General features: G+C 70.5%; 19 protein-coding genes. 12 read left to right on the top strand and 7 right to left on the bottom strand.

What is annotated here, in order from left to right; genetic code table 11:
• Position 1: 1 nt before the first annotated feature.
• From CA12_RS15260 to CA12_RS15245, 4 genes are all read left to right on the top strand, one after another.
• Positions 2-1,672: a DUF58 domain-containing protein gene (locus CA12_RS15260; RefSeq protein WP_145359892.1), complete on the top strand. Its 1,671-nt coding sequence runs from the start codon at positions 2-4 to the stop codon at positions 1,670-1,672.
• The gene (locus CA12_RS15255) at positions 1,669-4,074 is read left to right on the top strand and encodes a transglutaminase family protein (protein ID WP_145359891.1); all 2,406 of its coding nucleotides are present in this window, start codon (positions 1,669-1,671) and stop codon (positions 4,072-4,074) included. The genes CA12_RS15260 and CA12_RS15255 overlap by 4 nt, the downstream gene beginning before the upstream one ends.
• 92 nt (positions 4,075-4,166) lie before the next feature.
• Complete coding sequence (locus CA12_RS15250; protein WP_145359890.1) at positions 4,167-4,532, top strand: PilZ domain-containing protein; 366 nt, start codon at positions 4,167-4,169, stop codon at positions 4,530-4,532.
• A 77-nt stretch (positions 4,533-4,609) separates the two neighbouring features.
• A complete protein-coding gene (locus CA12_RS15245; RefSeq protein ID WP_207622017.1) occupies positions 4,610-6,181 on the top strand; it encodes a S10 family peptidase in 1,572 nt (523 codons plus the stop codon).
• Between the two features lie 127 nt (positions 6,182-6,308).
• Here CA12_RS15245 and CA12_RS15240 read toward each other — a convergent pair whose 3' ends face one another.
• Positions 6,309-6,614: a L28 family ribosomal protein gene (locus CA12_RS15240; protein ID WP_145359889.1), complete on the bottom strand. Its 306-nt coding sequence runs from the start codon at positions 6,612-6,614 to the stop codon at positions 6,309-6,311.
• A gap of 210 nt (positions 6,615-6,824) precedes the next feature.
• On the opposite strand from CA12_RS15240, the gene thrS reads away from it, so the two are divergent.
• From thrS to CA12_RS15225, 3 genes are all read left to right on the top strand, one after another.
• Entirely contained in the window at positions 6,825-9,023 is a 2,199-nt protein-coding gene (thrS, locus tag CA12_RS15235; protein WP_207622016.1) for a threonine--tRNA ligase, read from the top strand.
• A 106-nt stretch (positions 9,024-9,129) separates the two neighbouring features.
• The gene (locus CA12_RS15230) at positions 9,130-9,750 is read left to right on the top strand and encodes an EboA domain-containing protein (protein ID WP_145359887.1); all 621 of its coding nucleotides are present in this window, start codon (positions 9,130-9,132) and stop codon (positions 9,748-9,750) included.
• Between the two features lie 50 nt (positions 9,751-9,800).
• Complete coding sequence (locus CA12_RS15225; protein ID WP_145359886.1) at positions 9,801-10,709, top strand: TatD family hydrolase; 909 nt, start codon at positions 9,801-9,803, stop codon at positions 10,707-10,709.
• A 178-nt stretch (positions 10,710-10,887) separates the two neighbouring features.
• Here the strand turns inward: CA12_RS15225 and typA are convergent, their stop codons facing one another.
• The 4 genes from typA to CA12_RS15205 form a co-directional block, all read right to left on the bottom strand.
• Positions 10,888-12,687, bottom strand: coding sequence for a translational GTPase TypA (typA, locus tag CA12_RS15220; protein ID WP_242687932.1), 1,800 nt, complete (start codon positions 12,685-12,687; stop codon positions 10,888-10,890).
• A gap of 180 nt (positions 12,688-12,867) precedes the next feature.
• Positions 12,868-13,497, bottom strand: a complete 630-nt coding sequence (locus CA12_RS15215; RefSeq protein WP_145359884.1) for a Uma2 family endonuclease — start codon at positions 13,495-13,497, stop codon at positions 12,868-12,870.
• Positions 13,497-15,113: a sulfatase-like hydrolase/transferase gene (locus tag CA12_RS15210; protein WP_145359883.1), complete on the bottom strand. Its 1,617-nt coding sequence runs from the start codon at positions 15,111-15,113 to the stop codon at positions 13,497-13,499. The genes CA12_RS15215 and CA12_RS15210 overlap by 1 nt, the downstream gene beginning before the upstream one ends.
• Positions 15,110-15,715, bottom strand: coding sequence for a HEAT repeat domain-containing protein (locus CA12_RS15205; RefSeq protein ID WP_145359882.1), 606 nt, complete (start codon positions 15,713-15,715; stop codon positions 15,110-15,112). The genes CA12_RS15210 and CA12_RS15205 overlap by 4 nt, the downstream gene beginning before the upstream one ends.
• Positions 15,716-15,835: 120 nt before the next feature.
• Here CA12_RS15205 and CA12_RS15200 point away from each other — a divergent pair, with 120 nt between their 5' ends.
• The 5 genes from CA12_RS15200 (at position 15,836) to CA12_RS15180 (ending at position 21,601) form a co-directional block, all read left to right on the top strand.
• A complete protein-coding gene (locus tag CA12_RS15200; protein ID WP_145359881.1) occupies positions 15,836-17,467 on the top strand; it encodes a sulfatase family protein in 1,632 nt (543 codons plus the stop codon).
• A gap of 55 nt (positions 17,468-17,522) precedes the next feature.
• Positions 17,523-18,692 carry a glucuronyl esterase domain-containing protein gene (locus CA12_RS15195; RefSeq protein WP_145359880.1) on the top strand — a complete coding sequence of 390 codons (1,170 nt, stop codon included), beginning with the start codon at positions 17,523-17,525 and terminating at the stop codon, positions 18,690-18,692.
• 21 nt (positions 18,693-18,713) lie between these two features.
• Positions 18,714-18,989 (top strand): hypothetical protein, encoded by a 276-nt coding sequence (locus tag CA12_RS15190; RefSeq protein WP_145359879.1) that lies wholly within the window; start codon positions 18,714-18,716, stop codon positions 18,987-18,989.
• Positions 18,990-19,056: 67 nt separating this feature from the next.
• The gene (locus tag CA12_RS15185; protein ID WP_145359878.1) at positions 19,057-20,370 is read left to right on the top strand and encodes a dienelactone hydrolase family protein; all 1,314 of its coding nucleotides are present in this window, start codon (positions 19,057-19,059) and stop codon (positions 20,368-20,370) included.
• 58 nt (positions 20,371-20,428) lie between these two features.
• Positions 20,429-21,601 carry a glucuronyl esterase domain-containing protein gene (locus tag CA12_RS15180; protein ID WP_145359877.1) on the top strand — a complete coding sequence of 391 codons (1,173 nt, stop codon included), beginning with the start codon at positions 20,429-20,431 and terminating at the stop codon, positions 21,599-21,601.
• Between the two features lie 58 nt (positions 21,602-21,659).
• Here the strand turns inward: CA12_RS15180 and CA12_RS15175 are convergent, their stop codons facing one another.
• Both CA12_RS15175 and CA12_RS15170 read right to left on the bottom strand, forming a co-directional pair.
• On the bottom strand, positions 21,660-23,057 hold the full coding sequence (locus CA12_RS15175) for a tetratricopeptide repeat protein (RefSeq protein ID WP_145359876.1): 1,398 nt from the start codon (positions 23,055-23,057) through the stop codon (positions 21,660-21,662).
• A gap of 93 nt (positions 23,058-23,150) precedes the next feature.
• The gene (locus CA12_RS15170) at positions 23,151-23,591 is read right to left on the bottom strand and encodes a ComEA family DNA-binding protein (protein WP_145359875.1); all 441 of its coding nucleotides are present in this window, start codon (positions 23,589-23,591) and stop codon (positions 23,151-23,153) included.
• Positions 23,592-23,647: the final 56 nt, after the last annotated feature.

Genomic DNA, 23,647 nt, shown 5'->3' with positions numbered 1-23,647 from the left:
GATGACTGAGGCCCCGCCGGCGCCCGCCGTCTCTCCCCACAGCCCGCCCCCGGCCGATTTCGGCCGTCGCGGGACGTTCGTGCTGATCCGGGCGGGCGCCCTGCTCGGTTCCGCGGCGGCGGCGGTCCTCCTGGCGACGTTCTGGGAACGGCTGGACCGGATCGATCCCGCCGTCCCGCTGCTCTCCGCCGCGGCGGCGGGCGCCCTGTCGGTCTGGGTGCTGGCGGATCTGATCGCCCGGCTGGACGCGAGACTGCGGCCGGATCGGTTCGGACACCCGCGGCCGGTCCGCCGCCGGGGGTGGATTGGCCTGGGCGCCCTGCTGCTCGCCGCAAGTCTAGGGCGGCTCACCCCCTGGACGGGGCTGTACGGCTTCCTGCCGCTGGCCGCGGCGGCGGTCGGGGTGTGGTGCCTGACGGGGGCGGCCCGGCGGGCGTGGCTGGCCCGACCCGGAGCCGCCCGATTCCGCAGTCGGGAGGAACGCACACGGCTGACCCTGCCCGGCTGGATCGCGCTGGGCATCGCCGGGGTGCTCCTGCTGGGGGCGTTCCTCGGCCCCAGCAACATGCTGCTGCTGGTGTGCTGTCTGGTGCTCGGGCCGATCGCCGCGGACGGCTGGTTCGCCGCCGGCGCCCTCCGCCGCTGCGAGGTCCGCCGCTCGGCCCCGGCGGTCGCCGCGGCGGGGGAGGTGGCGCTGATCGAACTGGCGTTGAACTACCGTGGTCGCTGGCTGAACGCGCGGCAGGTCACCGCGAACGACCGCGTCCGCAATCGCCGGGAGGATCTGACCGCGGCCGTCGTCTTCGCCCGGGTGCCGCCCCGCGAGCGGCAGACGGGCGTCTACCGATTCGAGCCCCGCACCCGCGGGCCGCACGCGCTCGGTCCCGTCACCCTGTCGACCGCCTTTCCCATGGGGCTGGTGCGGCGGGAGATCGTGGCACGCGACGAGGCGGAAATGCTGGTCCTCCCCCCGCTGGGAGCGATGACGCACCTCTGGGACCGCCGCGGCGCCCGTGCGGACGAGCCGGCCCACCACGCCCGTCCGCGGAAAGGGCTGTTCGAGGACGAGTTCTACCAGCTCCGCGAGTACCGCCCCGGGGACGGGTCCCGGGCGATCCACTGGCGCAGCAGCGCCAAGGCGGGGGAACTGATGGTGCGGGAGTACCACGAGAGCCGCGACCGCGATCTGGTCGTGCTGCTCGATCTGCACGCGGACGGCCCGCCCGGGCTAGAAACGGAGAACACCGAGGAGCGGGCGGCGAGCCTTGCGGCGACGATCGTCACGGAGCACCTGCGGCGGCACGGCGGGGCGACGCTGAGTCTGCGGACCGCGGGGGCCGAGCAGCGAATTTACGTCGGCCGGGCCGGCGGCGACCTGACGGGGCCGCTGACGGAGTTGGCGCTCGCGGAGCCGGGGGCGGCGGTGGACCTCGCGGCGGCGGCGACGGCTGCCGCCGCCGCCGCGGGCCCGGCGGCCCGGCGGGCCCTCATCACCACCCGCCCCCCCGACGATCCCGCGTTCGCCGCCGCCGGCCTCGGCTCCCGCCGCGGCCCGGGGGGCGGTTGGGAAATCGTCAGCGCCCGGCTCGGTCAGTACGACGACCTGTTCGTCCCGCCGCGGTTCGAGTCCACCTCCCCCGACGGCCCGACGACCGACGGAGCGCCCCGATGACCTCCGCCCCGGCCGCAACGCTCTCCCCAGTCCCCGCGCCGCCGGCTCTCTGGCGGGTTTGGTTACTGGGCACCGGGCAGCGGACGCCGGTGGCGCCCGCGGAGGCGGCGGTCGGCCCGGTGGCGACGGCGGCGGCGGCGGGGGCGATGCTGGCCCTGGGCGAGGGCGACCCCTGGCCGGCGGCGCTCACCCCGGGAATCGTGCTGGGCGCCCATCTGCTCGTCGACCGGATGCGGGCGTTCCACCTGCCGGGGCTGATTGCGAACCTGCTCGGCCTCGCCGCGGCGGCGCTGGCGGTCACGGAGCTGACCAGCGGGGAGATCGAGGCCCGGTTGCTGTTCGGGGCCCACCTGCTAGTCTACCTCACCTGGATCATCTCGCTGCAAAAGAAGACCTTCAAGGTCTGCTGGTCGTTGGTGGCCCTCGCCGTGTTGCAGGTGGCGGTGGCGTCGGTGCTGACGGCGGGGGTGCAGTTCGGGCTCGCCCTGGCCGGATTCCTCGCCCTGACGCTGTGGGCGTTGACGAACCTGTCCGCCCGCTGGCCGGACGCCGACCGGCTGCGGGCGCCCGGCCGCGAGGCGGCGCCGCCGCGGACGGCGTCCGTGGTGCGGGCGGGCCGCGTCGGCGTGGACGACGCCGGCGCCTCGGGCCGGACCGTGGCCGCGGTGGGCGGCGTCGCGCTGGCATTGGGGCTGGCGATCTTCCTGCTGATGCCCCGTATGTGGCTCAGCCGACGGCCCCCGATGGACCCGACCCGCAGTTCCGGGATCTCCGCGGCCTACACCGGTTTCTCGGGCGAGGTGCGGTTGGGGGCGCTGGGGGAGATTCTGGAAAGCCGCGAACTGGCCTTCGAGGTCGAGGTCGAACGCCCGCGGCAGGGCCATTCGCTTGAGACGAACGACGTCGTGGCGGTGTTCGGCACGGAGGAGCCGCTGTTCCGCGGCCGGGCGCTCGATCGATACGTCCAGGGCCGATGGTCCGACAGCCTGGGCGCCCGCGAGAGCATCGATTCCATCCCGCGGAAACCGCCGGCCTCGGCGACGGTGACCGCCGTCGAACGCTATCGGCTGCGTCCGATCGGCGATGAGGTGCTGTTCCACGCCGGCCGGGCCGCGGCGGTCACGTTCCCGCAGAGCCCCGACGAGCGCGCGGAGCAACGGGCGCTCGACGGTCTGCTGCTCCGCCCGCGGTCGCTGGCGAACTCCGCGGAGGTGGAGTATGTGGTCTACTCGGTGGAGCCGACCCTGGAGGCGCCGGAGCCGCTGTATCTGGACGGCCGGATGCGAAAGCCGCCGCCCCCGCCGCCGGGCCCAGCGTCCCCGGGGGAGTTGCGTCGTCTGCAGCGGTACGGGCCGCGGGAGCCGCTGCCCGGGCCGCTTCGACAGCGGTATCTGCAATGGCCGGAAGAACTGCCCGCCGTCACCGCCGCCGCGGAGGCCGCCCTCGCCGGGACAGAGGACGGCAGCCGACTGCGGACCGCCGAACGATGTACCAGCTACCTGCGGGACTCCGGCCGGTTCGGCTACTCGCTGGACCTGTCCGTGCAGGATCCGACGATCGACGCCGTGGAGGACTTCCTCGCCAATAAGCGCGTGGGGCATTGCGAGTACTTCGCCACCGCTCTGGCCCTGATGCTCCGCGACCGCGACATCCCCAGCCGGGTCGTGACGGGGTTCAAGGGCGGGGACCTCAACGGGGCGACCCGTCGACTCGAAGTGCAACAGCGGCACGCCCACGCCTGGGTGGAGGGGCACGTGAACGGTCGCTGGACGACCTTCGACCCCACGCCCGCGGCCGCCCGGCAGGAGAGCGTCGCCGCCAGCGGCCCGCGGTTCGCCGGACTCATGGCGGCGATGAACGAGGTGGAAGCGGTCTGGGCGGAATACGTGGTGCGGATGAGCCTGGATCGCCAACGGGCGACGTTCGGCCAGCCGTTCGCCGCCGCCTGGGATCGCTTCCGCAACGCCGCCCGGGAGTTGATCGGCGGGGAGGACGGGAGCGGGCCGCGGTTCGACGGGCGGGCGGGGGCGGTCGTCGCGGCGGCGCTGCTGGCGCTGGCCGGACTCGGGTGGGCCGGCCGCGGGTTGTTGGCCCGGCGCTGGCAGGGCCGCCGGGAGCGGCGGGCCCGGGAGAGCGCGGTGCGATTCTGGCGGCGGTTCGTCCGCGTGGCGGCCCGCCGGGGCGTGGCGCCGGGCGACGCGGAGACGCCCTCGGAGTTCGCCGCCCGGGCGACGGCGGCGTGGGCGGATCGGCTGGACGGGGACCTCGCCGCGCTGCCCGCCGCTGCCGCCGCGGAGTTCTACGCCGTGCGCTTCGGCGCCTCCGTTCTGCCGCCGGAGCGAGTCGCGCAGCTCTCCGCGGGGCTGGATCGGTTGGAGGAGCGCCTCCGCGATCGCCGCTGACGGCTCCCCCGCCCGCCGGCGAAGCGACCCCGCGCGGCCGGGATTCGTGACCTAAGATTCGGTTCCCGACCCTGTCCTGCGAAGCCGCCGAGATGCCCGCCGACGTTTGGAGCCGCCCGACGCTCTCTGACCTGCACGAGGTGCTCGAGAGCATCGAGAAGGATCCGCCCGCCGCCGATCAGCGGTCCGTCCCCCGCCTGGAGCTGTGCGTGCCGGCGGAGGTCCGGACGATGCGGGGCAACACCGTGCCCGCGATGACCCGCGAGATCAGCCGCGGCGGGCTGGGGTTGCTCACCTGCGGCGCCCTGAACGTCGGCTACTGCCGCGTGAAGATGTCCAGCGAGACCCGGGAGTTCGATTACCGGGTCGAGATCGAATGGACCCGCCCCACCGAGAGCGGCCTGTGGCTGTCCGGCGGCCGGTTCGTCACGGACGTGCTGCCCGGCGCCGCCGAGTAGCGCGGCCTGTCCGATCGCTGCGGCCTCGGTAGTCTGGGGTGTCCTTTTGCCCCGACCCCCGGAGCCCCACCGTGCGATTGACCGCGTCCCTGAGTCCCGCGTTTCTCTGTTCCCTCCTGCTGCTCGGCCCGTCGCTGGGCGGTTCCTCGCTGACAGCCTCGTTGCTGTTTGGCCAGGACGAGGCGGCGGCGAAGAAGACGGAGGACGACAAGACGCCAGCGACGGCGATCGCCCCGGTCACGACGGAGCACACCGTCACGATCGCCGGGGCCGAGGTCGCCTACACCGCGACCGCCGGCACCCTGCCGCTGGTGGGCGAGGACGAACAGCCGGATCCAGACGCGCAGGTCTTCTACGTCGCCTACACGGTCAAGCCGAAGGAGGGCGAGACTCGGCCGCTGACGTTCTGTTTTAACGGCGGGCCGGGCAGTTCCAGCGTCTGGCTGCACATGGGCATGCTGGGGCCGAAGATCGTCCCGATCCCGGACGACGCCTCCTTCCCCGCCCCGCCCTACGGGCTGGAGGACAACGCCCACAGTCTGCTCGACAAGACCGATTTAGTGTTCATCGACCCCGTCGGCACCGGCTACAGCCGGGCGGCCCGGGACGACGACAAGGCCAGCCGGCAGTCGGAGTTCAGCGGGTATGAGAAGGATCTGAACTCCGTCGGGGAGTTCATCCACCGCTACGTCACCGAGAACGGTCGCTGGGGCTCGCCGAAGTTCCTGCTGGGCGAAAGCTACGGCACCCTACGGGCCGCCGGTTTGGCCGGTCAGTTGATGGACCGCTACAACATGGCCCTGAACGGGATCGTGTTCGTCAGCAGCGTGCTGGACTTCGCCACGCTGCTGGAAGACAGCAACAACGATCTGCCCTACGTCCTGTTCCTGCCGACCCTCGCCACGACCGCCCACTACCACGGCGAACTGAGCGAGGAATGGCAGAACCAAAACGTGCAGGCCGTCTACGACGCCGCTAAGCAGTTTGCCCTGGGCGAGTACGCCACCGCCCTGCTGAAGGGGGTGAGGCCGGAGTCGCCCGAGGGCCGGGCGATCGCGAAACGGATCGCGGAACTGACTGGGCTGAGCGAGGAGTTCGTCGTCGACAGCAACCTGCGCGTCGGCATGCAGCGGTTCGGCAAGGAACTGCTCCGGGACGAGAACCGCACCGTGGGTCGGTTCGACAGCCGCTACACCGCCCCGGCCCGCGAAGCGGCGGGCGATCGCGGGGACTTCGACGCCAGCGGCGCCGCCCTGTTCGCCCCCTTCACCAGCGCCCTCTACCGCCATCTGCGGGAGAACCTGAAGGTCGAACGCGGCACCCCCTACGAAATCCTCACCGGCAAGGTGCACCCCTGGGACTACGAGGACTTCACCAACGCCTACGTCCGCAGCGACGACACGCTCGCGGAGGCGCTGGTCATGAACCCGGCCCTGCACCTGTTCTTCGCGATGGGCCACTACGACCTCGCCACCCCGCCGGCCGCTGCGGAGTACACGCTGAACCGGCTGACACTCACCGGGAACGTCGAGGACCGCGTCACCGCGAAGTTCTACCCCGGCGGCCACATGATGTACGTCCACGAACCCAGCCTGGACCAGCTCCGCAAGGACCTGGTCGCGTTCTACGCGAACGCCTTGGAGAAGTAGCCGCAGCGCAGCGAAGCGTCCCGGACCCTCCGAGGGTCCGGGACGCTGCTCAGAGCGATCGGCGCATGCGTAACGCCGAGGCCCCGCGGGGCCTCGGCGTTACGCGCTTGAACGGGACGAGCGAACGTCAGCCGACGTTGTGTTCGTCGATGGAGAAGGCCTTGCGGACGACGGCCTTTTCGATCGCTCCGCTGCGGATCAGGGCGACGGGCACCTTCCGCTTGACGACGGCGCCGTCTTCCATCACCCGCACGGTTTGCAGGTTCTGTTTGAACAGGCGGTGGGTGATCGAGCGGGTCTTGCGGCCGTTACCGCCGAGGTACTTCGGCTTGCCGGACTCGACCTTCGAGTTGCCGCGACCGGGCTTCCGGTCGCCGTACAGCTTCGTGAGCTTGGCCCGCTTGAGCCGCTTGTTTTTCTTCAAAGTGGACATGGGCGGGGCGCAGAACCGAATCGCGGAAAATGGGTCGGGGAGTGTAGCGACGCCCCCGCCCGGTGCAAAGCCCCGCAGAGGTTCGCCGTCGCCGGTCGGCGGCGCGCGTCCCTGAGCGCCCGCCCCGCCTACCGGCGACGGCGAAGCAGGGGTATCGTTCCCGCGGCTCGCCCCCCGTCTCGGCGAGCGTTTTCCCACAGGATGCTTCCGATGACCGTCTCCGTCCGCCTGCCCGACGGCAAAACCCTCTCCGTCGGCGACGCCGACTCCGCCCTCGACGTCGCCGGCGGCATCTCCGAAGGCCTGATGCGGGCCGTCGTCGTCGCGGAGGTGAACGGCGCCCTCGTCGACGCCGCCCGGCCGCTGGCCGACTTCGCCACCGGCGACCAGCCCGTCGACCTGCGACTGGTCACCGACCGCGACCCCGAGGGCCTCGCCGTCCTCCGGCACAGCGCCGCCCACATCATGGCCCAGGCGGTGATGCGCCTGCACGACGGCGTGGGCCTCGCCTTCGGCCCGACCACGGCGACGGGGTTCTATTACGACTTCGACCTGAAGGAGCCGATCAGCGAGTCCGACTTCCCCGCCATCGAGGCGGAGATGAAAAAGATCGCCGGCGAAAAACTCGCCTTCGAACGCTTCGACCTGCCCCGCGACGAAGCGGTCGAACTGGTCGGCGGGATGAATCAGGAGTTGAAGGTCGAGCACATCAACACGGGCCTCGCCGAGCATCCCACGCTGGGCTTTTATCGGCAGGGGGAGTTCGTGGACCTCTGCCGCGGTCCGCATATCCCGACGACCGGGAAGCTCAAGGCGTTCAAGCTGATGAGCGTCGCCGGCGCCCACTGGAAGGGCGACCAGTCCGGCCGCCCGCTGCAACGGCTCTACGGCACCGCCTTCTTCGATAAAAAGGCGTTGAAGGCCTATCTGTCGCAGGTGGAGGAGGCGAAAAAGCGGGACCACCGCGTCATCGGCAAGCGGATGGACCTGTTCACCATCAGCCCCGAGGTCGGCCAGGGCCTGGTCATGTGGCTGCCGAAGGGCGCCACGCTGCGGTACACGCTCGAAGCGTTCCTCCGGGACGAACTGATCCGCCGCGGCTACGACCCGGTGTATAGCCCGCATATCGGCAGCGTGAAGCTGTACGAGACCAGCGGGCACTTTCCGTTCTATCGAGAGAGCCAGTTCCCGCCGCTTTATGAGCATCCGGCGGGGCCGATCGTCGACAAGATGGTTGAGCAACTCAGGGCCGGCGTGCCGGAAGATGGCCCGTTTATGCAGGAATACGAACTTCTAAACGCGGCTCAGAAGCTCGGCTTCGACGGGGAATATGAGATCGGAGCCGGGGCAAACGATAAACGGCAAATGCTGGAGGAGTGGCAAGCGAAGACCGATCGCTTCCTCCTCAAGCCGATGAACTGCCCGCATCACGCGATGATGTATAAGTCGCGGCCGCGGTCCTACAAACAACTGCCCATTCGCTTCGCCGAGTTCGGCACCGTCTATCGGCACGAGCAGAGCGGCGAATTGAACGGCCTGCTCCGCGTCCGCGGGCTCACGCAGGACGACGCCCATATCTTCTGCACGCCGGAGCAGGTCGAGCACGAGTTCTCCGAGACCGTCGACCTGGTCAAATTAGTCCTCGAAGCGGTGGGCCTGAACGACTACCGCGTCGAACTGTCGTTGCGCGACCCCGGCAGCGACAAATATATCGGTTCCGACGAAGACTGGGACGCCGCCGAGGCCACGCTGCGGTCGGTGCTCCAGAAGTCCGGCATGGAGTACGTCGAAAGCCCCGGCGAAGCGGCCTTCTACGGCCCCAAGCTGGACTTCCAGGTGCGGGACGCGATCGGCCGCGAGTGGCAGCTCGGCACCGTCCAACTGGACTACAACCTGCCGAAGCGGTTCGAGCTCGAATATATCGGCTCCGACAACAAGCCTCACCGCCCGGTGATGATCCACCGGGCGCCGTTCGGTTCGATGGAGCGGTTCGTCGGCGTGCTGATCGAACACTTCGCCGGGGCCTTCCCGCTGTGGCTCGCCCCGGAGCAGGTCCGCGTGCTGCCGCTGTCGGAGAAGAGCAACGACTACGCCGCCGAGGTGACGGAGAAACTGAAGGCCGCCGGCTTCCGGGCGACGACCGACCTGCAGGACGCCAAGTTGCAGGCGAAGATCCGCGAGGCGCAGCTCGATCTGATCCCGTACATGTTCGTCGTCGGCCCGCAGGAGGCGGAGGCCGGGGCCGTCGCCGTGCGGGACCGCATCGACGGCGACCTCGGGGCGATGCCGTTGGAGGAGGCGATCGCCAAGCTCAAGGAGGAAGCCGACGCCCGCACGATCCGCCAGGTCGCGGAGAAGACGGACTTCGAAGGCTTCGAGGCGAAAAGCGACGTCGGTGGGGCGTATTGACTCACAGAGAGAACCGCGACCGTCAGGAAGCCGGCTCTTTCCGCGTCCGGACCCCGCCAGAGCCGACTCCCTGACGGTCGCGGTTCCATCCGTCTAAACTGATGTTGTGACCGTCCCCGACCTCCCCGCCGCCCTCGCCCCGCACCTGTCCGCCGATGCGGCGGCGTGGCTGGATGCGCAACAGGAAAAGGTCGCCGCCGGCGACGAGCGGGCGCTGTTCCTCGGCTTCGGACTCGCCCCCCGCAAGGTGGGCAAGGCGGAGCTGAACGACGCCCGCTTCCCCGGCTGGTCCGTCGATCAGGCGGCCCGCATCGTGCTGTTGCAGGCCTTCCCGACCGAGGACGAACATCGCTGGCTGACGGCGTACGACAAGCTGGTCGACGCCGCGGAGGTGCGGGAACAGATCGCACTGTACCGGGCCCTGCCGCTGCTCCCCTTCCCGCACGAACTTGCCGACCGGGCCGCGGACGGGCTGCGGACGAACGTGAAGGGCGTGTTCGAGGCGATCGCCCACGACAACCCCTTCCCGCAGCATCACTTCAACGACGCCCGCTGGAACCAGATGGTGCTCAAGGCGCTGTTCATCGGCTCGTCGGTCCAGCCGATTGTGGGCCTGCGGGAGCGGATGAACCGGGACCTCGCCGTGATGCTGCACGGCTACGCCGACGAACGCCGGGCCGCGGGGCGGGACGTGCCGGCGGACCTGATCGACCTGTTGAACGGTTAGCCGCCCTCTTGAAGAGGGCGACTAACGCCACGCGCACCCGAGGCGACCCCATGTATATCGACCCCCACGTCCACTGCGTCTCCCGCACGACGGACGATTACGAAGCGATCGCCGCCGCCGGGGTGGTGGCGGTGATCGAGCCGGCCTTCTGGCTCGGCCAGCCGCGAACGAACAGCGGGAGCTTCAAGGATTACTTCTCGATGCTCGTGGGCTTCGAGCGGTTCCGGGCGGCCCAGTTCGGCGTGCGGCACTACTGCTGCATCGGTCTGAACAGCAAGGAGGCCAACAAGCCGGAACTCGCCGAGGAGGTGCTGGACCTGATGCCGCTCTATCTGGCGAAAGAGGGCGTGGTCGCCGTGGGCGAGATCGGCTTCGACGACCAGTCCGCCGCGGAGGAGGACGCCCTCCGCAAGCAGATCGAGATGGCGCAGGAGGTCGACCTGCCGATCATGATTCACACCCCCCACCGCGACAAAAAGCGGGGCACGACCCGCACGATGGACGTGCTGGAAGACCACGGCTTCCCACCGGAGAAGGTGGTCATCGACCACAACAACGAGGAGACGGTCCGCGAGGTGCTGGACCGCGGCTACTGGGCGGCGTTCACGATCTACCCGCACACCAAGATGGGCAGCGCCCGCATGTGCGCCGTCGTGGAGCAGTACGGCAGCGAGCGGATCATCATCGACAGCGCCGCCGACTGGGGCGTCAGCGACCCGCTGGCCGTGCCGAAGACGGCCCGGCTAATGAAGGAACGCGGCATCAGTGACGCGGCCATCACGGCGACGACCTACGAAAACGCCCTCGCCGCCTATGGCCAGAGCGGCCAGATGAGCGCCGACGACTGGCTCAACCCGCTGCCGATCGACCAGCGCACGCTGTTCGAGGGCAACAGCGTCCTCCGCGGCGGCCAGGAACCGCGGATCGAGAAGATCACGAAACCGGACGTGGTGGAGTGAGCTCGTCGTACTCCCCTCTCCCTTGAGGGAGAGGAGTTGGGGGGTGAGGGTGAGGCACCCTTACCCGCATCCGACGGCCGGGTGAGCGGCGGCAGGTTTTGAGTCATCGGGCGTCGCTGCCCCCTCACCCCCGGCCCCTCTCCCCCAAAAGGGGGAGAGGGGGGACTTGAACGCCGCCTCACCCGCCGGCGGCGCGGCTCTTGTCGCGTTTGCGAGCGTTCTCGGTCAGGTGCTTTTTCCGCAGGCGGATCGCCTTGGGGGTCACCTCGACCAGCTCGTCCTGGGCGATGTACTCCAGCGCCGATTCGAGCGTCATCTGACGCGGCGGCTTGAGCAGAATCGCGTCGTCCGTGCCGCTGGAGCGGACGTTCGTCAACTTCTTTTCCTTAATGGGGTTCACAACCAGGTCGTTGTCCCGGCTGTTCTCCCCGATGATCATCCCCTCGTAAACGGGCTCGCCGGGGGAGACGAACATCTCGGCCCGCTCCTGCAGTTTGAACAGGGCGTAGCCGACCGCCTTGCCGGCGATCTGGCTGACCAGCACCCCGTTCTTGCGGCCGGGGACCTCGGCGTCGGCGCGGCGGTAGCCGTCGAAGCGGTGGTGGATGACGGCCTCGCCGCGGGTGGCGTTGAGCAGCCGCGTCCGCAGGCCGATCAGGCCGCGGGCGGGGATGTGGAACTCCAGGTGGGTCAGCCCGCCGGCGCCGGCGGACATCTCCGAGAGCTGGCCGCGCTTGTCGCCGACCAGCGTCATCACCCCGCCGACGCCCTCGGCGGGGACGTCGATGACGAGGTGCTCGTAGGGTTCGTGCCGCTTGCCGTCGACTTCCTTGTCGATGACCCGCGGGGCGCCGACGGAGAGTTCGTAACCCTCCCGCCGCATCGTTTCGATGAGGATGGCGAGGTGCAGCACGCCGCGGCCGGCGACGCTGAAGCTGTCCTTGTCGCCGGTTTCCTCGACCCGCAGGGCGACGTTGGACTGCAGTTCCCGCTGGAGGCGGTCCCGCAGGTTGCGGCTGGTCACGTACTTGCCGTCCTGCCCGGCGAGCGGGGAGGAGTTGATCGTGAACAGCATGCTCAGCGTCGGCTCGTCCACCGCGAGCCGGGGGAGCACGTTGGGCCGTTCGGGATCGCTGACGGTGTCGCCGATCTGCGGGTCCGGCAGGCCGGTCAGCGCGACGATGTCGCCGGCGGTCGCCTCCGGCACCTCGACCCGGCCGAGGCGGTCGAACAGTTCCACCGTGGTGATCGACGCCGGCGTGAGCGACCCGTTCGCCCGGCTCAGCACGACCCGCTGCCCCGGCTTGAACTTGCCGGACACGATGCGGCCGGTGGCGACGCGGCCGACGTATTCGCTGTAGGTCAGGCTGGTGACCATCACGGTCGGCGGGCCGTCCGGGTCGATCTCCGGGCCGGGGATGTGCTCCAACACGGCGTCCAGGATCGGGGCGATCGTGCCGCTGCGGGCCTCGGGGTCGTCGCTGGCGTAGCCCTCCATGCCGCTGGCGAAGAGGTACTTGAAGTCCAGCGTTTCGTCGTCGGCGCCCAGTTCGGCGAACAGGTCGAACGTTTCGCTGAGCACCTCCTCCGGCCGGGCGTTGGGGCGGTCGATCTTGTTGACGACGACGATCGGCTTCAGGCCGACCTCCAGCGCCTTACCGACGACGAACCGGGTCTGCGGCCGGGGTCCCTCGAAGGCGTCGACGAGGATCAGCGCCCCGTCGGCCATCCGGAGGACGCGTTCCACCTCCCCGCCGAAGTCCGCGTGGCCGGGGGTGTCGATGATGTTCACCCGGCAACCCTTGTAGGGCAGCGAGATGTTCTTGGAGAGGATCGTGATGCCGCGTTCCCGCTCCAGATCGTTGCTGTCGAGCACGAGATCGGAGCCGAGGGTGCCCTCGCGGAACTCGCCGCTCTGCCGGAGCAGCGCGTCGACCAAGGTGGTTTTGCCGTGGTCGACGTGGGCGATGATCGCCACGTTGCGAACGTCCTGCCGGCGGGCCGTATTTGACTCAGACACAATCACTCAGGGGTTAGCCGCGACCGGGCGGAGCGCGTCCCGGGCCTAGAGAAAGAGCCCGCGGCACAGGCCGCGGGCTCGGCGAACCGGGAGTGTACGGCCCCGAACCGCGCGCGGGAAGGGCCGGCGGGGACCGGCTCAACTGCCCCAGCGTTCCGCCTCCCGAAACAGATCCAGCGGCGTGATCGAGAAGCCCGGCAGCAGGGGGGAGGTCAGCGAGTCCTGCTCGCCGATCGCCCGCTCCGTCCCGGACGACTCCACGACCGTCACCGTCCGCGCGAACCGATCCACGATCCAGTACTCCGCAACGCCGGCGTCGCGGTGCTCGGCCCGTTTCTCCAGATACTCGCGCCGCCGGTCCCGGGTGCGTTCGGAGACGATTTCGACCGCGATCGTGGGAACGTCCTCCGCATGGTTCGGATCGCGACCGAGCCCGCACCAGACGACCCGGTCGGCGATCCGGCGGCCGATAAACGTTTCGACGTAACGCCCCGGCAACGTGCCGTCGCACGCGGCGCCGTCAGGATGTTCACGGCGGTACTTTTCCACTCGGAAGCCGAGGTCGTCGATCATCGCCTCGTGAGGATTCTTCGGAATCGGGCTCACGATTAAGACGCCTCGGACAAGCTCGTAGCGGAAGCCGGGGTCGCAGTCCTCGTACCGGACGGCGTCGAACTCCTCGGTCGTCATCGACATCCCGTTGGAGTTCGGACCGATCGCGGCTCCGGAGGCGACCTCGGGCGGCGGCGGGGCGAGGGGCGTTGCCATCAGGGCGTCTCAATCGCGGCAGCGGTGACCGGGCTGTCACGATACCCCAACCGACAGGCGAGGGCGGAGACCTTCGTCCCCTCGTCCACGGCAAAAGGCTGCGTATACAGCCGCTTCATCGCCGGTTCGTCGCCGAGGCCGTAGACGATCGAGGCGCCGGGCGTGTCGCTGGTGAGCGTGACCATCAGTCGCCCGGCGCTGCCCTCGATCGGCTCCTGCGTGATCGCGGGCGCCGCGGTCACGGCCCGCTCGCCGGCCGGGCGCATCTCTTCGATGACCACTGGCTCCGGCAGCATGCCGAGGTCGCCGATCTCCACCTGCCAGGCCTCCAACTCCTCCCGCAGCCGGGCGAGGATGTCGCCGTGGGCCGGGTCGGCGGCGACGTTGCGAATCTCATGCGGGTCGGTCTTCGTGTCGTACAGCTCCTCGACCGGCTTGGTCGGTTCGAAGTACTGCGTCTCCGCCCCCTTCAGCTTGCCGGCGGCGTGCAGGCGGCGCATGGACTGCATCGTGCCGCCCATGTCCATGTAGACGAGGTTCTGGCCGCGGCTGCGTTCCGGCATGAAGTTGCGGACGTACTTGTAGCGCTTGTCCCGCACGGCCCGGATCAGGTCGTAGGTCTCGTCCATCCGGTCGCGGTGGGCGAAGACGTAGTCCCGCGGGTCGTCGCGGTGGGGCCCGGCCAGCGCCCGGCCCTGCATGTGCTTCGGCACGCCGACGCCGGCCATCGCCAGGGTGCTGGGGGCGAAATCGACAAAGCTGACCAGTTCGTCGATGCGTGTGCCGGGACGAATCGCGCCCGGCCAGCGGATCATCATCGGCACCCGCAGCCCGCTGTCGTAGACCCAGCGTTTGGCCCGCGGCAGGCCGACGCCGTGGTCGCCCCAGAAGACCACGATCGTGTCGTCGGCCAGACCGTCGGCTTCGAGCCGGTCCAGAACCTTCTTCACCTCCCGGTCGAGCAACGTCAGCACGTCGTAATACTGGGCCCGATCGGCCCGGGCCTCGGGGGTGTCCGGGATGTAGGGCGGCAGCGGGACGGTCGCCGGGTCGTGGCGGGCTTTGCCGAGCAGCTTGTCCATGTTCGCCCGCAGATCGGGGTCGCGGACCTTGCTCTCGTGGCTGATCGTGAAGTTGATCACGGAGAAGAACGGCTGCCCCTTCGCCCGGCCGGCCCAGTCCTGGTGGTCCTCGCCGTTCTCATCCCAGGCGCTGGGGGGGGCCGGGAAGTTGTAGTCCGTCTTGGAGCGGTTCGTCGTGTAGTAGCCGGCGGCCCGGAGGTACTCCGGGAAGCACTTCACCTCCGGCGGGGGGACCACGTCGCTGCGCATGTGCTGCGAGCCGATGGAGACGGGGTACATCCCGGTGATGATGCAACTCCGGGCGACGGAGCAGACGCCGGCGTTGGCGAAGCAGCGGGTGAACGTGGCTCCCTCCGCGGCGAAGGCGTCGAGCGTCGGCGTGGTGGCGTACTCGTCGCCGTAGCAGCCCAGCTCCGGCCCGATGTCCTCGGCGCTGATCCAGAGGATGTTCGGATGGGCGGCCGCAGCCTCTCCGGCGAAAGAGGGCGCCGCGGCGGACAGCAGGGCGGCGAGAAACGGCAGGGACCGGTTCATTTCTGTTCCTTCGTCGGGGCCGATCCGGTCACGGCGGCGAGGGCCTGGGCGGAGCGATAGCGGACGTGGTAATCCTCATGGTTCTCCGCGGCCTCTCGCAGAGCGTCCGCCGCCGGGGCCGCGGCGGCGCCGAGGCGGGCGAGGAAGTCCGCGGAGGTCACCGCCACCCCGCGGCTGGGGTGCTTCAGCCCTTCGACCAATACGGGCACGGCCCGCTCCGGCTCTCCCAGCCGGGCGACGGCGAACGCGGCGGCCAGGCGTTCGGCGACGGCGCCCTCCTGCAGCATCGTCCGCAGGGCCGACAACGCCTCCTTCGCGGCGCGGGCGGCCGGGGTCATTCCCAGCCCCTCGGCGGCCCAGAACCGCATCGCTTCGTCCTCATGCCGCAGCGCCTCGGCGAGGTGCGGCGCCCCGGCGGCCCCGAAGGCCCGCAGGGAGAGAACCGCCCGATTGCGGACGATGCGGTTCTCGTCGGAGAGGTCCGCGGCCCAGCGCTCCGCGGTGCGGCCGGCCACGGTCGGCGGATCGCCGACGGCGAACCCGTCCCCCGGCGGCGGGGCGGCGAGCAGCAGGGCCGCGGCGAGCGGCAGCGAAGCGAACATGTTTGAGAGCGTCCCGAACGGGTGCAGTGAGAACGTCGATGATGCCGCCGGCCACGGGTGCGAGCAAACACGGACCGCGGCTATCCTCGCTCGGCTCGCCTGTCCCCTCCGATTGTTCCGATGCCCGCGCTGCTCGCCGCCCTGCTGCTCGGGGGAGCCCCGATGCCCGCCGCGATCGGGCCAGTCGAGCGGCCGAACGTGCTGGTGATCCTCGCGGACGATCACCGCTACGACGCCCTCGGCTTCCTCGGGCACCCGTTCCTCAAGACGCCGCACCTGGACGCCCTCGCCGCCCGCGGAGCCCACTGTGCGAACGCCGTCGTCACGACCAGCCTGTGCAGCCCCAGCCGGGCGTCGATCCTCACCGGGCTCTACGCCCACACCCACGGCGTCACGGACAACTACAACCCGCCCGCCGACGGCCTCGTCTGGTTCCCGAAGCACCTCCAGGCGGCGGGATACGAGACGGCGTTCGTCGGCAAGTGGCACATGGGCGACACGGACGCCCCGCAACCGGGCTTCGATCACTGGATCAGCTTCCGCGGTCAGGGCACGTACTTCCCCGACGGCCGCGGCACCAGCCGCAAGGTGCCGCAAAACAGCGACGGCATGCTGAACGTCAACGGGACGCAGGCTCCGCAGCGGGGCTACATCACGGACGAACTGACGGACCTCGCCCTCGATTGGTTGGGGAAGCGCCAGGGCGAGCGGCCGTGGCTGATGTACCTCTCCCACAAGGCCGTCCACAGCGACTTCGTCCCCGCCGACCGCCACCGCGGGACCTACGCCGACGCCCCCTGGTCCCCGCCGCCCAGCTTCCACCCCACCGACGCCCCCACCGGCGCCCGCCCCCGCTGGCTGCGGGACCAGCGGAACAGCCGGCACGGCGTCGGCTTCGCCTACAACCTGCCCCAGTCCGGGGAGAACGCCGCCGGCGGGAACGTCGCCGACGAAAACGCCTTCGATCTCGCGGCGTATCACCGTCGGTACTGCGAGGCGATCCTCGCCCTCGACGAGACGACCGGCCGGCTGACGGACTGGCTGGAAGAGAGCGGGCAGGCGGAGAACACGATCGTCGTCTACCTCGGCGACAACGGCTTCCAGTTCGGCGAGCAGGGCCTCATCGACAAGCGGACCGCCTACGCGGCCAGCGTCCGCATCCCGCTGCTCGTCCGCTGGCCCGCGGCGATCCCGGCCGGTTCGACGGTGGAGCAGACGGTCGCCAGCATCGACCTCGCCCCCACCCTGCTGGACGCCTGCGGCGTGCCGTGGCCGGAAGACACGCCCTGCGACGGCCGCTCCTTCCTCCCCCTGTTGAAGGGGGAGGCGGCCGAGTGGCGGGAGGCCGTGCTGTACGAATACCTGTGGGAGTGGAACTACCCCCACACGCCCACGACGCACGCGGTGATCGGCGAGCGGTGGAAGTACGTCCGCTACCACGGCGTTTGGGACACGGACGAGCTGTTCGACCGACACGCCGACCCGCACGAGACCGTCAACCTGATCGCCGACCCGGCCCATCAGGAAACCGTGACCCGCCTGCGGGCGGAGTTGTTCGCCCTGCTGGCGGAGACCGGCGGCGAGACGCTCCCGCTGAAGCCGGACCGGGGCGTCTCCTTCCCCTGGCGCCGGCCGGACGGCCCGCCGCCGGGCGCCTTCCCCGCCCGCTTCGACGTGCCGAGCGAACCGCCCGCCGCGTCCGTGCCCGCCTGGGTCCGCGGGGTGGAGACCGCCGAACCGTCCCCGCCCTGACCCCGCTTCCCCGCCGCGCCGGTTCCCGTCCCGCCCCCACGCCCCGCCTGTCGTCATGCTCGCCGCCCTGTTGCTCGCCGCCCTCGCCGCTCCGCCGGAGTTCAACTACGACGAGGCGGAGGTGCCCGATTACACCCTGCCGGACGTGCTGGGCGAGGCGAACTCGCCCGAGGACTGGCCGGGGCGCCGGGCGGAGATCGTGCGGCTGTTCGAGCAGCACGTCTACGGCGTCGCCCCGCCGGCGCCGGAGAAGGTGACGTTTGAGGAGACGGAGGAGGCCGGCCCCGGCGGCGCCTGGTGGCGGCAGGTCCGGGCGGAGTGCGACCTGGGCGACGGGAAAGAATCCTCGTTCCCCTTCCGCATCGCCGTCCCGAACGGAACCACGAAGGAGAACCCGGCGCCGGTGGTCGTGCTGATCGTGCATCCGGCCCGGATGAACCAGTTGGGCGACGACCTCTCCGACAGCGACTTCTTCCCCTCGGAGGCGATCACCGCCGCCGGGTTCGCTGCGGTGGCCCTGCCGGCCGCGGAGCTTGCCCCGGACGATAAGGAGACCTTCGACACCAAGCTGCTCGCCGCCCTTGGGTGGGATCGGGCCTCGAACGGCGGCGACCGCCCTGCCGACGGTTGCGGGGCGTTGGCGGCGTGGGGTTGGGGAGCCAGCCGGGTGATCGACTACGCGGCGCAGTCCGAATACCTAGACGCGAGCCGCGTCGCCGTCGTCGGCCACAGCCGCGGCGGGAAGGCGGCGTGGTGGGCTGCGGCCCGCGATCCGCGGTTCTCGATCGCGTACTCCAACAACAGCGGATGCGGCGGCGCCGCCCTGTCCCGGCGCCGGTTCGGCGAGACGGTCGCCCGGATCAACTCCAGCTTCCCCCACTGGTTCTGCCCGCAGTTCGACGCCTACAACGGCAACGAAGACGCGCTGCCGATCGATCAGCACATGCTCGCCGCCGCGGTCGCCCCGCGGGCGGTCTACGTGGCCAGCGCCGCCGAGGACCGCTGGGCCGACCCGCGCGGAGAGTTCCTGAGCCTGGTGGAGGCGAACCCGGCCTTCGAACTGTTCGGCGATCGGAAGCTGACCGAAGACGAGTCTCCCGCCGCGGGCGAACAGGTCGTGACCGATCGCCGCGGCTACCACCTCCGCGAGGGCGGACACGGATTGGAGCGGTCGGACTGGATGCAGTTCCTGTCCTTCGCCGCGGGCGTGTGGGAGGAGAAGTGAGGATCCGGGTAGACTGCGGCCATGGCCTCCCTGAAGCAGTACGATCCGCGGCTGGAAACGCTGGTGATGGAGCTCCGCACCCGGTTTGACGACGAGTGCGGCGCCCTGTCGCCGGAGGACCGCCGCTGGCTGGCCGAACGGCTGCACGCGGCGCCGCAGACCGCGGGGTCGCTGGAATACGTCCGCACCGCCACCGGCTTCGCCCGCTCCATCACCGCGACCCGGGCCGACGTGGAGCGTCTGTACCGCGCGGAAGTGGAGATCCCCGTCGGCGGGCGGGGGGCGTCAGCCCCCTGAGTCCGCTGACGGAGACGACTCGGAGGGCTGACGACCCCCGCCCGCCAACCCCGCCCGAAAGCGTCCGATGCTCGCCGCGCTGCTTCTTCTCGCCGCCGGGGCCCCGCCCGCGGAGGCCGCCGAACCGTTCCCCGACCCGGCGCTGGTGGAGTCGATGTCCGCCGCGACCCCCCGGTACTACTACCGGGAGGAGGAGCTTCCCGAGTACACGCTGCCGCCCGTGCTGGGCGCAGCGGACTCGCCGGAAGCGTGGCCGGCCCGGCGGGCGGAGATCGTGCGGCTGTTCGAACAGCACGTCTACGGCGTCGCCCCGCCGGCGCCGGACAAGATGACCTTCAAGAGCAACGGCATGGTCCAGCAAGACCGCGGGACCGGGGAGCGGGTGGCCGAGCAGTGGCGGACCGTCAGGTTCACCTGCGAGACGCCGACGGGGCCGTTTTCGTTCCCGTTCACGATCGTGCTGCCGCGGGAGGCGACGCTGGAGACCCCGGTTCCGCTGTTCGTCGTCATCGCCCACCCGGCGCGGATGGAGAAACTGGGAGCGAAGGACGGGCGGACCGACTCGTTCCCCTGGGAGGACACCGACTTCTTCCCCTGGAAGGCAATCGTGAAGGCGGGCTTCGCCGCGGCGGTGCTGCCGGCGGGCGAGCTGGCGCCGGACGACCGGGCGACGTTCCAGACGAAGCTGCTGGCGGCCTACGGCCTTCCCGAAGGGGTGGACGAGGGACGGGCCGCCGACGCCCCCGGCAACATCGCGGCTTGGGCCTGGGGGGCCAGCCGGATCGTCGACTACGCGGGGCGGTCGCCGGACATCGACGCGACGAAGGTCGCGGTGATCGGCCACAGCCGCGGGGGCAAGACGGCCTGGTGGGCGGGGGCGCGGGATCCGCGGTTCTCCGTCGTGATCAGCAACGAGAGCGGGTGCGGCGGGGCGGCGCTCTCCCGGCGGCAGTACGGGGAGACGGTGGGACTGCTGACGGAGGTCCGCCCGCACTGGTTCTGCCCCCGCTACGCCGGCTACGGCGGGCCGAAGGGCACGTTTGAGGAGGGCCGGATGCCGGTCGATCAGCACCTGCTCGCCGCCGCGATCGCCCCGCGGGCGGTCTACGCCGCCAGCGCCGCCCGCGACCTGAATGCCGACCCGTACGGTGAGTTCCTGAGCCTCGTGGAGGCGAACCCGGCCTTCGAACTGTTCGGCGACCCCGCGCTGACGCCGGCGGATTTCCCGCCCGTCGGCGGCTCGATCGTCCGCGGCCGCCGGGGCTACCACCTGCGGCCCGGCGGGCACGACCTGCTGGCCGAGGACTGGGCCCGGTTTCTGAGGTTCGCCAAGGAGGTTTGGACCGACGATCCGCCCCCGGCCGACGGCTCGGGCGACTGACCCCCGCCCGACCGCCCTTCGCTCGCTTTCTTTTCGACCCGCCACGCAATCGCCGCCGATGACCGCCCTGATGTTGCTCGCCGCCCTCGCCGCCCCGCCGGAGTTCAACTACGACGAGGCGGAGGTGCCCGACTACACCCTGCCGGACGTGCTGGGCGACGCCGATTCGCCCGAGGACTGGCCGGGGCGCCGGGCGGAGATCGTGCGGCTGTTCGAGCAGCACGTCTACGGCGTCGCCCCGCCGGCGCCGGAGAAGGTCACCTTCGAGACCCGCTCCAAGACGGTCGACGCCGGCGACGGGCGGGAGGTGGAGTGGCGGACCGTCACGATCACCAACCAGACTCCGAGCGGCCCCTTCACGCACGAGGTGGAAGTCTTCCTGCCGGCGGGGGCCTCGGCGAAGAAGCCGGTCGGGTCGTTCGCGCTGATTCGCTACACCCCGCGGTCCAAGGATCCCATCGCGCCGGACGAGCCCGAGCGCGGCTATTGCCCGTGGGGACCGATCACCGCGGCGGGGTACGCCGTCGCAGTGGTGTATGTGGACGACGTCGCCCCGGACGACAAAACCCGGTTCGACTCCAAGCTGCTGAAGGCCTACGGGATGGACGGCGAACGGCCGCTCGACGGCTGCGGAGCGTTGGCGGCGTGGGGCTGGGCCGCCAGCCGCTTCGTGGACTACTGCGAACAGGCCGAGGATCTGGACGCCGGGCGGGTCGCGGTGCTGGGTCACAGCCGGGCGGGCAAGGCGGCCTGGTGGGCCGGGGTGCGAGACGATCGGTTCTCAATTGTCATCTCCAACAACAGCGGGTGCGGCGGGGCGGCGCTGAGCCGGCGCCGGTTCGGCGAAACGGTCGCCCGGATCAACTCCAGCTTCCCCCACTGGTTCTGCCCGCAGTTCGACGCCTACAACGGCAACGAAGACGCGCTGCCGATCGATCAGCACATGCTCGCCGCCGCGGTCGCCCCGCGGGCGGTCTATGTGGCCAGCGCCGCCGAAGACGCCTGGGCCGATCCGCGGGGGGAGTTCCTGAGCCTCGTGGAGGCGAACCCGGCCTTCGAACTGTTCGGCGACCCGGCGCTGCGACCGGAGGATCGGCCGGAAGTCGGCGGGACGGTCGTCCGGGGCCGGCGGGGCTCCCACCTGCGGCCGGGCGGACACGGGCTGGAGCGATTCGACTGGGACCGCTACCTGGAGTTCGCCGCCGCATACTGGGGCGAAGAGATCAAGTAACGGCCGGGCCGCGGGGGAGCGACGCCGCAGGGTTCGCCGGCGTTCCTCCTCGCCGGAGTCAATCCTCGCCGGCGAGCCCCGTGAGCCGTTCGTTGGCGTCGCGGTAGCCGTAGTCGACGCCCAGCACCTCGCTGTAGTGCCGCTCCGCCTCGCGGAACTCCTTCGCCTCCTCGGCCAGCCGGCCGAGGGCGTAGTGGCACTTGCAGAACAGGTCCGACTGGTCCTGCACGTCGATCTTCTCCAGCGCGTTGGAAAACTGCCGCTTGGCCAGCGGCCGCTTGCCGTCCAGCAGGAACGCCTCGCCGAGACTCACCCGGGCGTCGCTCTCCAGACGGTTGTCGGTCGTCGCCTGCTGGAGCAACGGGATCGCCTGAGCGACTTCCCGCCGGGCCAGCAGGCGGGTGCCGAGGTCGTACTTCACCCGCATGTTCTTCGGATGGTTCTCCGCCCGGCGGGTGAGGATCTCGATTTCCTTTTCGGTGAGTTGGGCCTCGTGCTTTTTCGCCCGCTCCAGCCGCTTTTCGTCCTTGAGCTTGCGGGCCTTCTGCTTGGAGGCGTCCACCTCGGCCTTCAGATCGGCGAGCATCATGTCTTCGTAGCGCTCCTTGATGGAGAGGTCGCCGGAGAGCTCCGCGGCCTCCTTCATCGTGACGGCGGCCTCCTTCAGCTTGCCCTTTTTGAACAGCAGGTCGGCCAGGCGGACGCGGGGGTTGGGGTCCTCCGGCTGCTTGCGGATCTGGCGGCGGAGGTCCGACTCCGGGTCCTGCCCCGGGCCGTCGGCCGACGGCGCCAAGCCGCTGGCCTCGTCGTAGGCGGTCGCCTCCTGCTGCATCGCCTTGGTGCCCTTGCCCTCGTCGGCTCCGGTCTTGGCGATCATCTTGCTGGTGTGAATCTGCGTCATCTTCCGGTCGATGTTCGGGTCGTCCGGCGTGAGCTTCTTAATCTGCCCCCACAGCACCAGGGCCGGCTCGAACTCCTCTAATTCTTCCAGCAGGTTCGCGTACCGGGTGAGCAGTTTGACGTCCTGCTTATTGCGGGCGAGGGCGGCGTCGATGGCGAACTTGGCGACTTCGAAGTGCTCGCGGGCCTCGGCGGCGTCGGCGACGGCGAGGTTCATTTCCGTATCCCACGGGTCGATCTTCAGCCCCTCCTCGGCGGCGCCGTCCAGTTCGGCCCAGTTGCTTTTGCCGCGGGCCTTTTTGATGCGGCCCTTCACGCCCATCAGCTTCACGCCCTTCATGGAGGCGCCGGTGCCGTTGTCGTTGTACTTCTTCCGCTCCGCCCCGCGGAGGCTCTGGCGGTACAGCAGGTTGCCGGGATCCTTCGTGGCCGCCTGATAGTACATCTGGATCGCCAGATCGAAGTTCTGCTTCGACAGCGCCCCGTTACCGTGCTGCCAACTCTTCTTGGCGATCTCCCGGTCTTTGTCGGAAGGTGGGGCGTGATCGGACGCCATGGCGGGTTGCGGACTCTGAACAGCGGGACGGGCGGCGTTCAATGGTACCACCCGGCTTGCGGCCGGACCAAGAAAGCCGGGACGAACGCGGCGTCAGCGGGCGGCGAGCGCCGGTCCGGCAAGCGGCGGCGGTCCCGGGGCGTGCGGCGCCGGGGCGGTCGGCGCGGGGAACCGGAGGTGCGGTTCGAGCCGGGCGAACGTCTTCGGCCCGACCCCCTTCACCGCCAACAGGTCCGGCGGCGCCCGGAACGGGCCGCGGACGACGCGGTCCTGCACGATCCGGTCCGCCAGCACCGGGCCGACGCCCCGCAGCAGCGCCCACTCCGCCGGGGCGGCGGCGTTCACGTCGAGGCGGCAGGCCGCGGCGGCGTGCGGCGTGGGATCTTCGCCGGGCCGGGCGGCGAACCCGGCGGCCGTCAGCAGGGCGACGGCCAAAACGGCGACCGCCCCGCCCTCCGCCCGGGTCGGGCTGAAGGCGGGGCGGTCGCGGTGGACGCGATGGAAACGGGCAGCGTCGGGCGATTCAGCCGGCATGACCGGCGCACATTAGATCGCCGTCAGAACCGGCGCCGCTGTTCAGATCGGCACTG

The organism is Alienimonas californiensis (assembly GCF_007743815.1).
Taxonomy (GTDB): domain Bacteria; phylum Planctomycetota; class Planctomycetia; order Planctomycetales; family Planctomycetaceae; genus Alienimonas; species Alienimonas californiensis.
The sequence above is the reverse complement of the archived record's forward strand: the minus strand, read 5'-3'. Positions and strand labels throughout refer to the sequence as shown.

What these genes read in the sequence shown, in the direction of transcription:
- CA12_RS15260 (WP_145359892.1), top strand. Translation starts at nt 2, where the DNA reads ATGACTGAGGCCCCGCCGGCGCCCGCCGTCTCTCCCCACAGCCCGCCC.
- CA12_RS15255 (WP_145359891.1), top strand. Translation starts at nt 1,669, where the DNA reads ATGACCTCCGCCCCGGCCGCAACGCTCTCCCCAGTCCCCGCGCCGCCG.
- CA12_RS15250 (WP_145359890.1), top strand. Translation starts at nt 4,167, where the DNA reads ATGCCCGCCGACGTTTGGAGCCGCCCGACGCTCTCTGACCTGCACGAG.
- CA12_RS15240 (WP_145359889.1), bottom strand. Translation starts at nt 6,614, where the DNA reads ATGTCCACTTTGAAGAAAAACAAGCGGCTCAAGCGGGCCAAGCTCACG.
- thrS (WP_207622016.1), top strand. Translation starts at nt 6,825, where the DNA reads ATGACCGTCTCCGTCCGCCTGCCCGACGGCAAAACCCTCTCCGTCGGC.
- CA12_RS15225 (WP_145359886.1), top strand. Translation starts at nt 9,801, where the DNA reads ATGTATATCGACCCCCACGTCCACTGCGTCTCCCGCACGACGGACGAT.
- CA12_RS15215 (WP_145359884.1), bottom strand. Translation starts at nt 13,497, where the DNA reads ATGGCAACGCCCCTCGCCCCGCCGCCGCCCGAGGTCGCCTCCGGAGCC.
- CA12_RS15210 (WP_145359883.1), bottom strand. Translation starts at nt 15,113, where the DNA reads ATGAACCGGTCCCTGCCGTTTCTCGCCGCCCTGCTGTCCGCCGCGGCG.
- CA12_RS15205 (WP_145359882.1), bottom strand. Translation starts at nt 15,715, where the DNA reads ATGTTCGCTTCGCTGCCGCTCGCCGCGGCCCTGCTGCTCGCCGCCCCG.
- CA12_RS15200 (WP_145359881.1), top strand. Translation starts at nt 15,836, where the DNA reads ATGCCCGCGCTGCTCGCCGCCCTGCTGCTCGGGGGAGCCCCGATGCCC.
- CA12_RS15195 (WP_145359880.1), top strand. Translation starts at nt 17,523, where the DNA reads ATGCTCGCCGCCCTGTTGCTCGCCGCCCTCGCCGCTCCGCCGGAGTTC.
- CA12_RS15190 (WP_145359879.1), top strand. Translation starts at nt 18,714, where the DNA reads ATGGCCTCCCTGAAGCAGTACGATCCGCGGCTGGAAACGCTGGTGATG.
- CA12_RS15185 (WP_145359878.1), top strand. Translation starts at nt 19,057, where the DNA reads ATGCTCGCCGCGCTGCTTCTTCTCGCCGCCGGGGCCCCGCCCGCGGAG.
- CA12_RS15180 (WP_145359877.1), top strand. Translation starts at nt 20,429, where the DNA reads ATGACCGCCCTGATGTTGCTCGCCGCCCTCGCCGCCCCGCCGGAGTTC.
- CA12_RS15175 (WP_145359876.1), bottom strand. Translation starts at nt 23,057, where the DNA reads ATGGCGTCCGATCACGCCCCACCTTCCGACAAAGACCGGGAGATCGCC.
- CA12_RS15170 (WP_145359875.1), bottom strand. Translation starts at nt 23,591, where the DNA reads ATGCCGGCTGAATCGCCCGACGCTGCCCGTTTCCATCGCGTCCACCGC.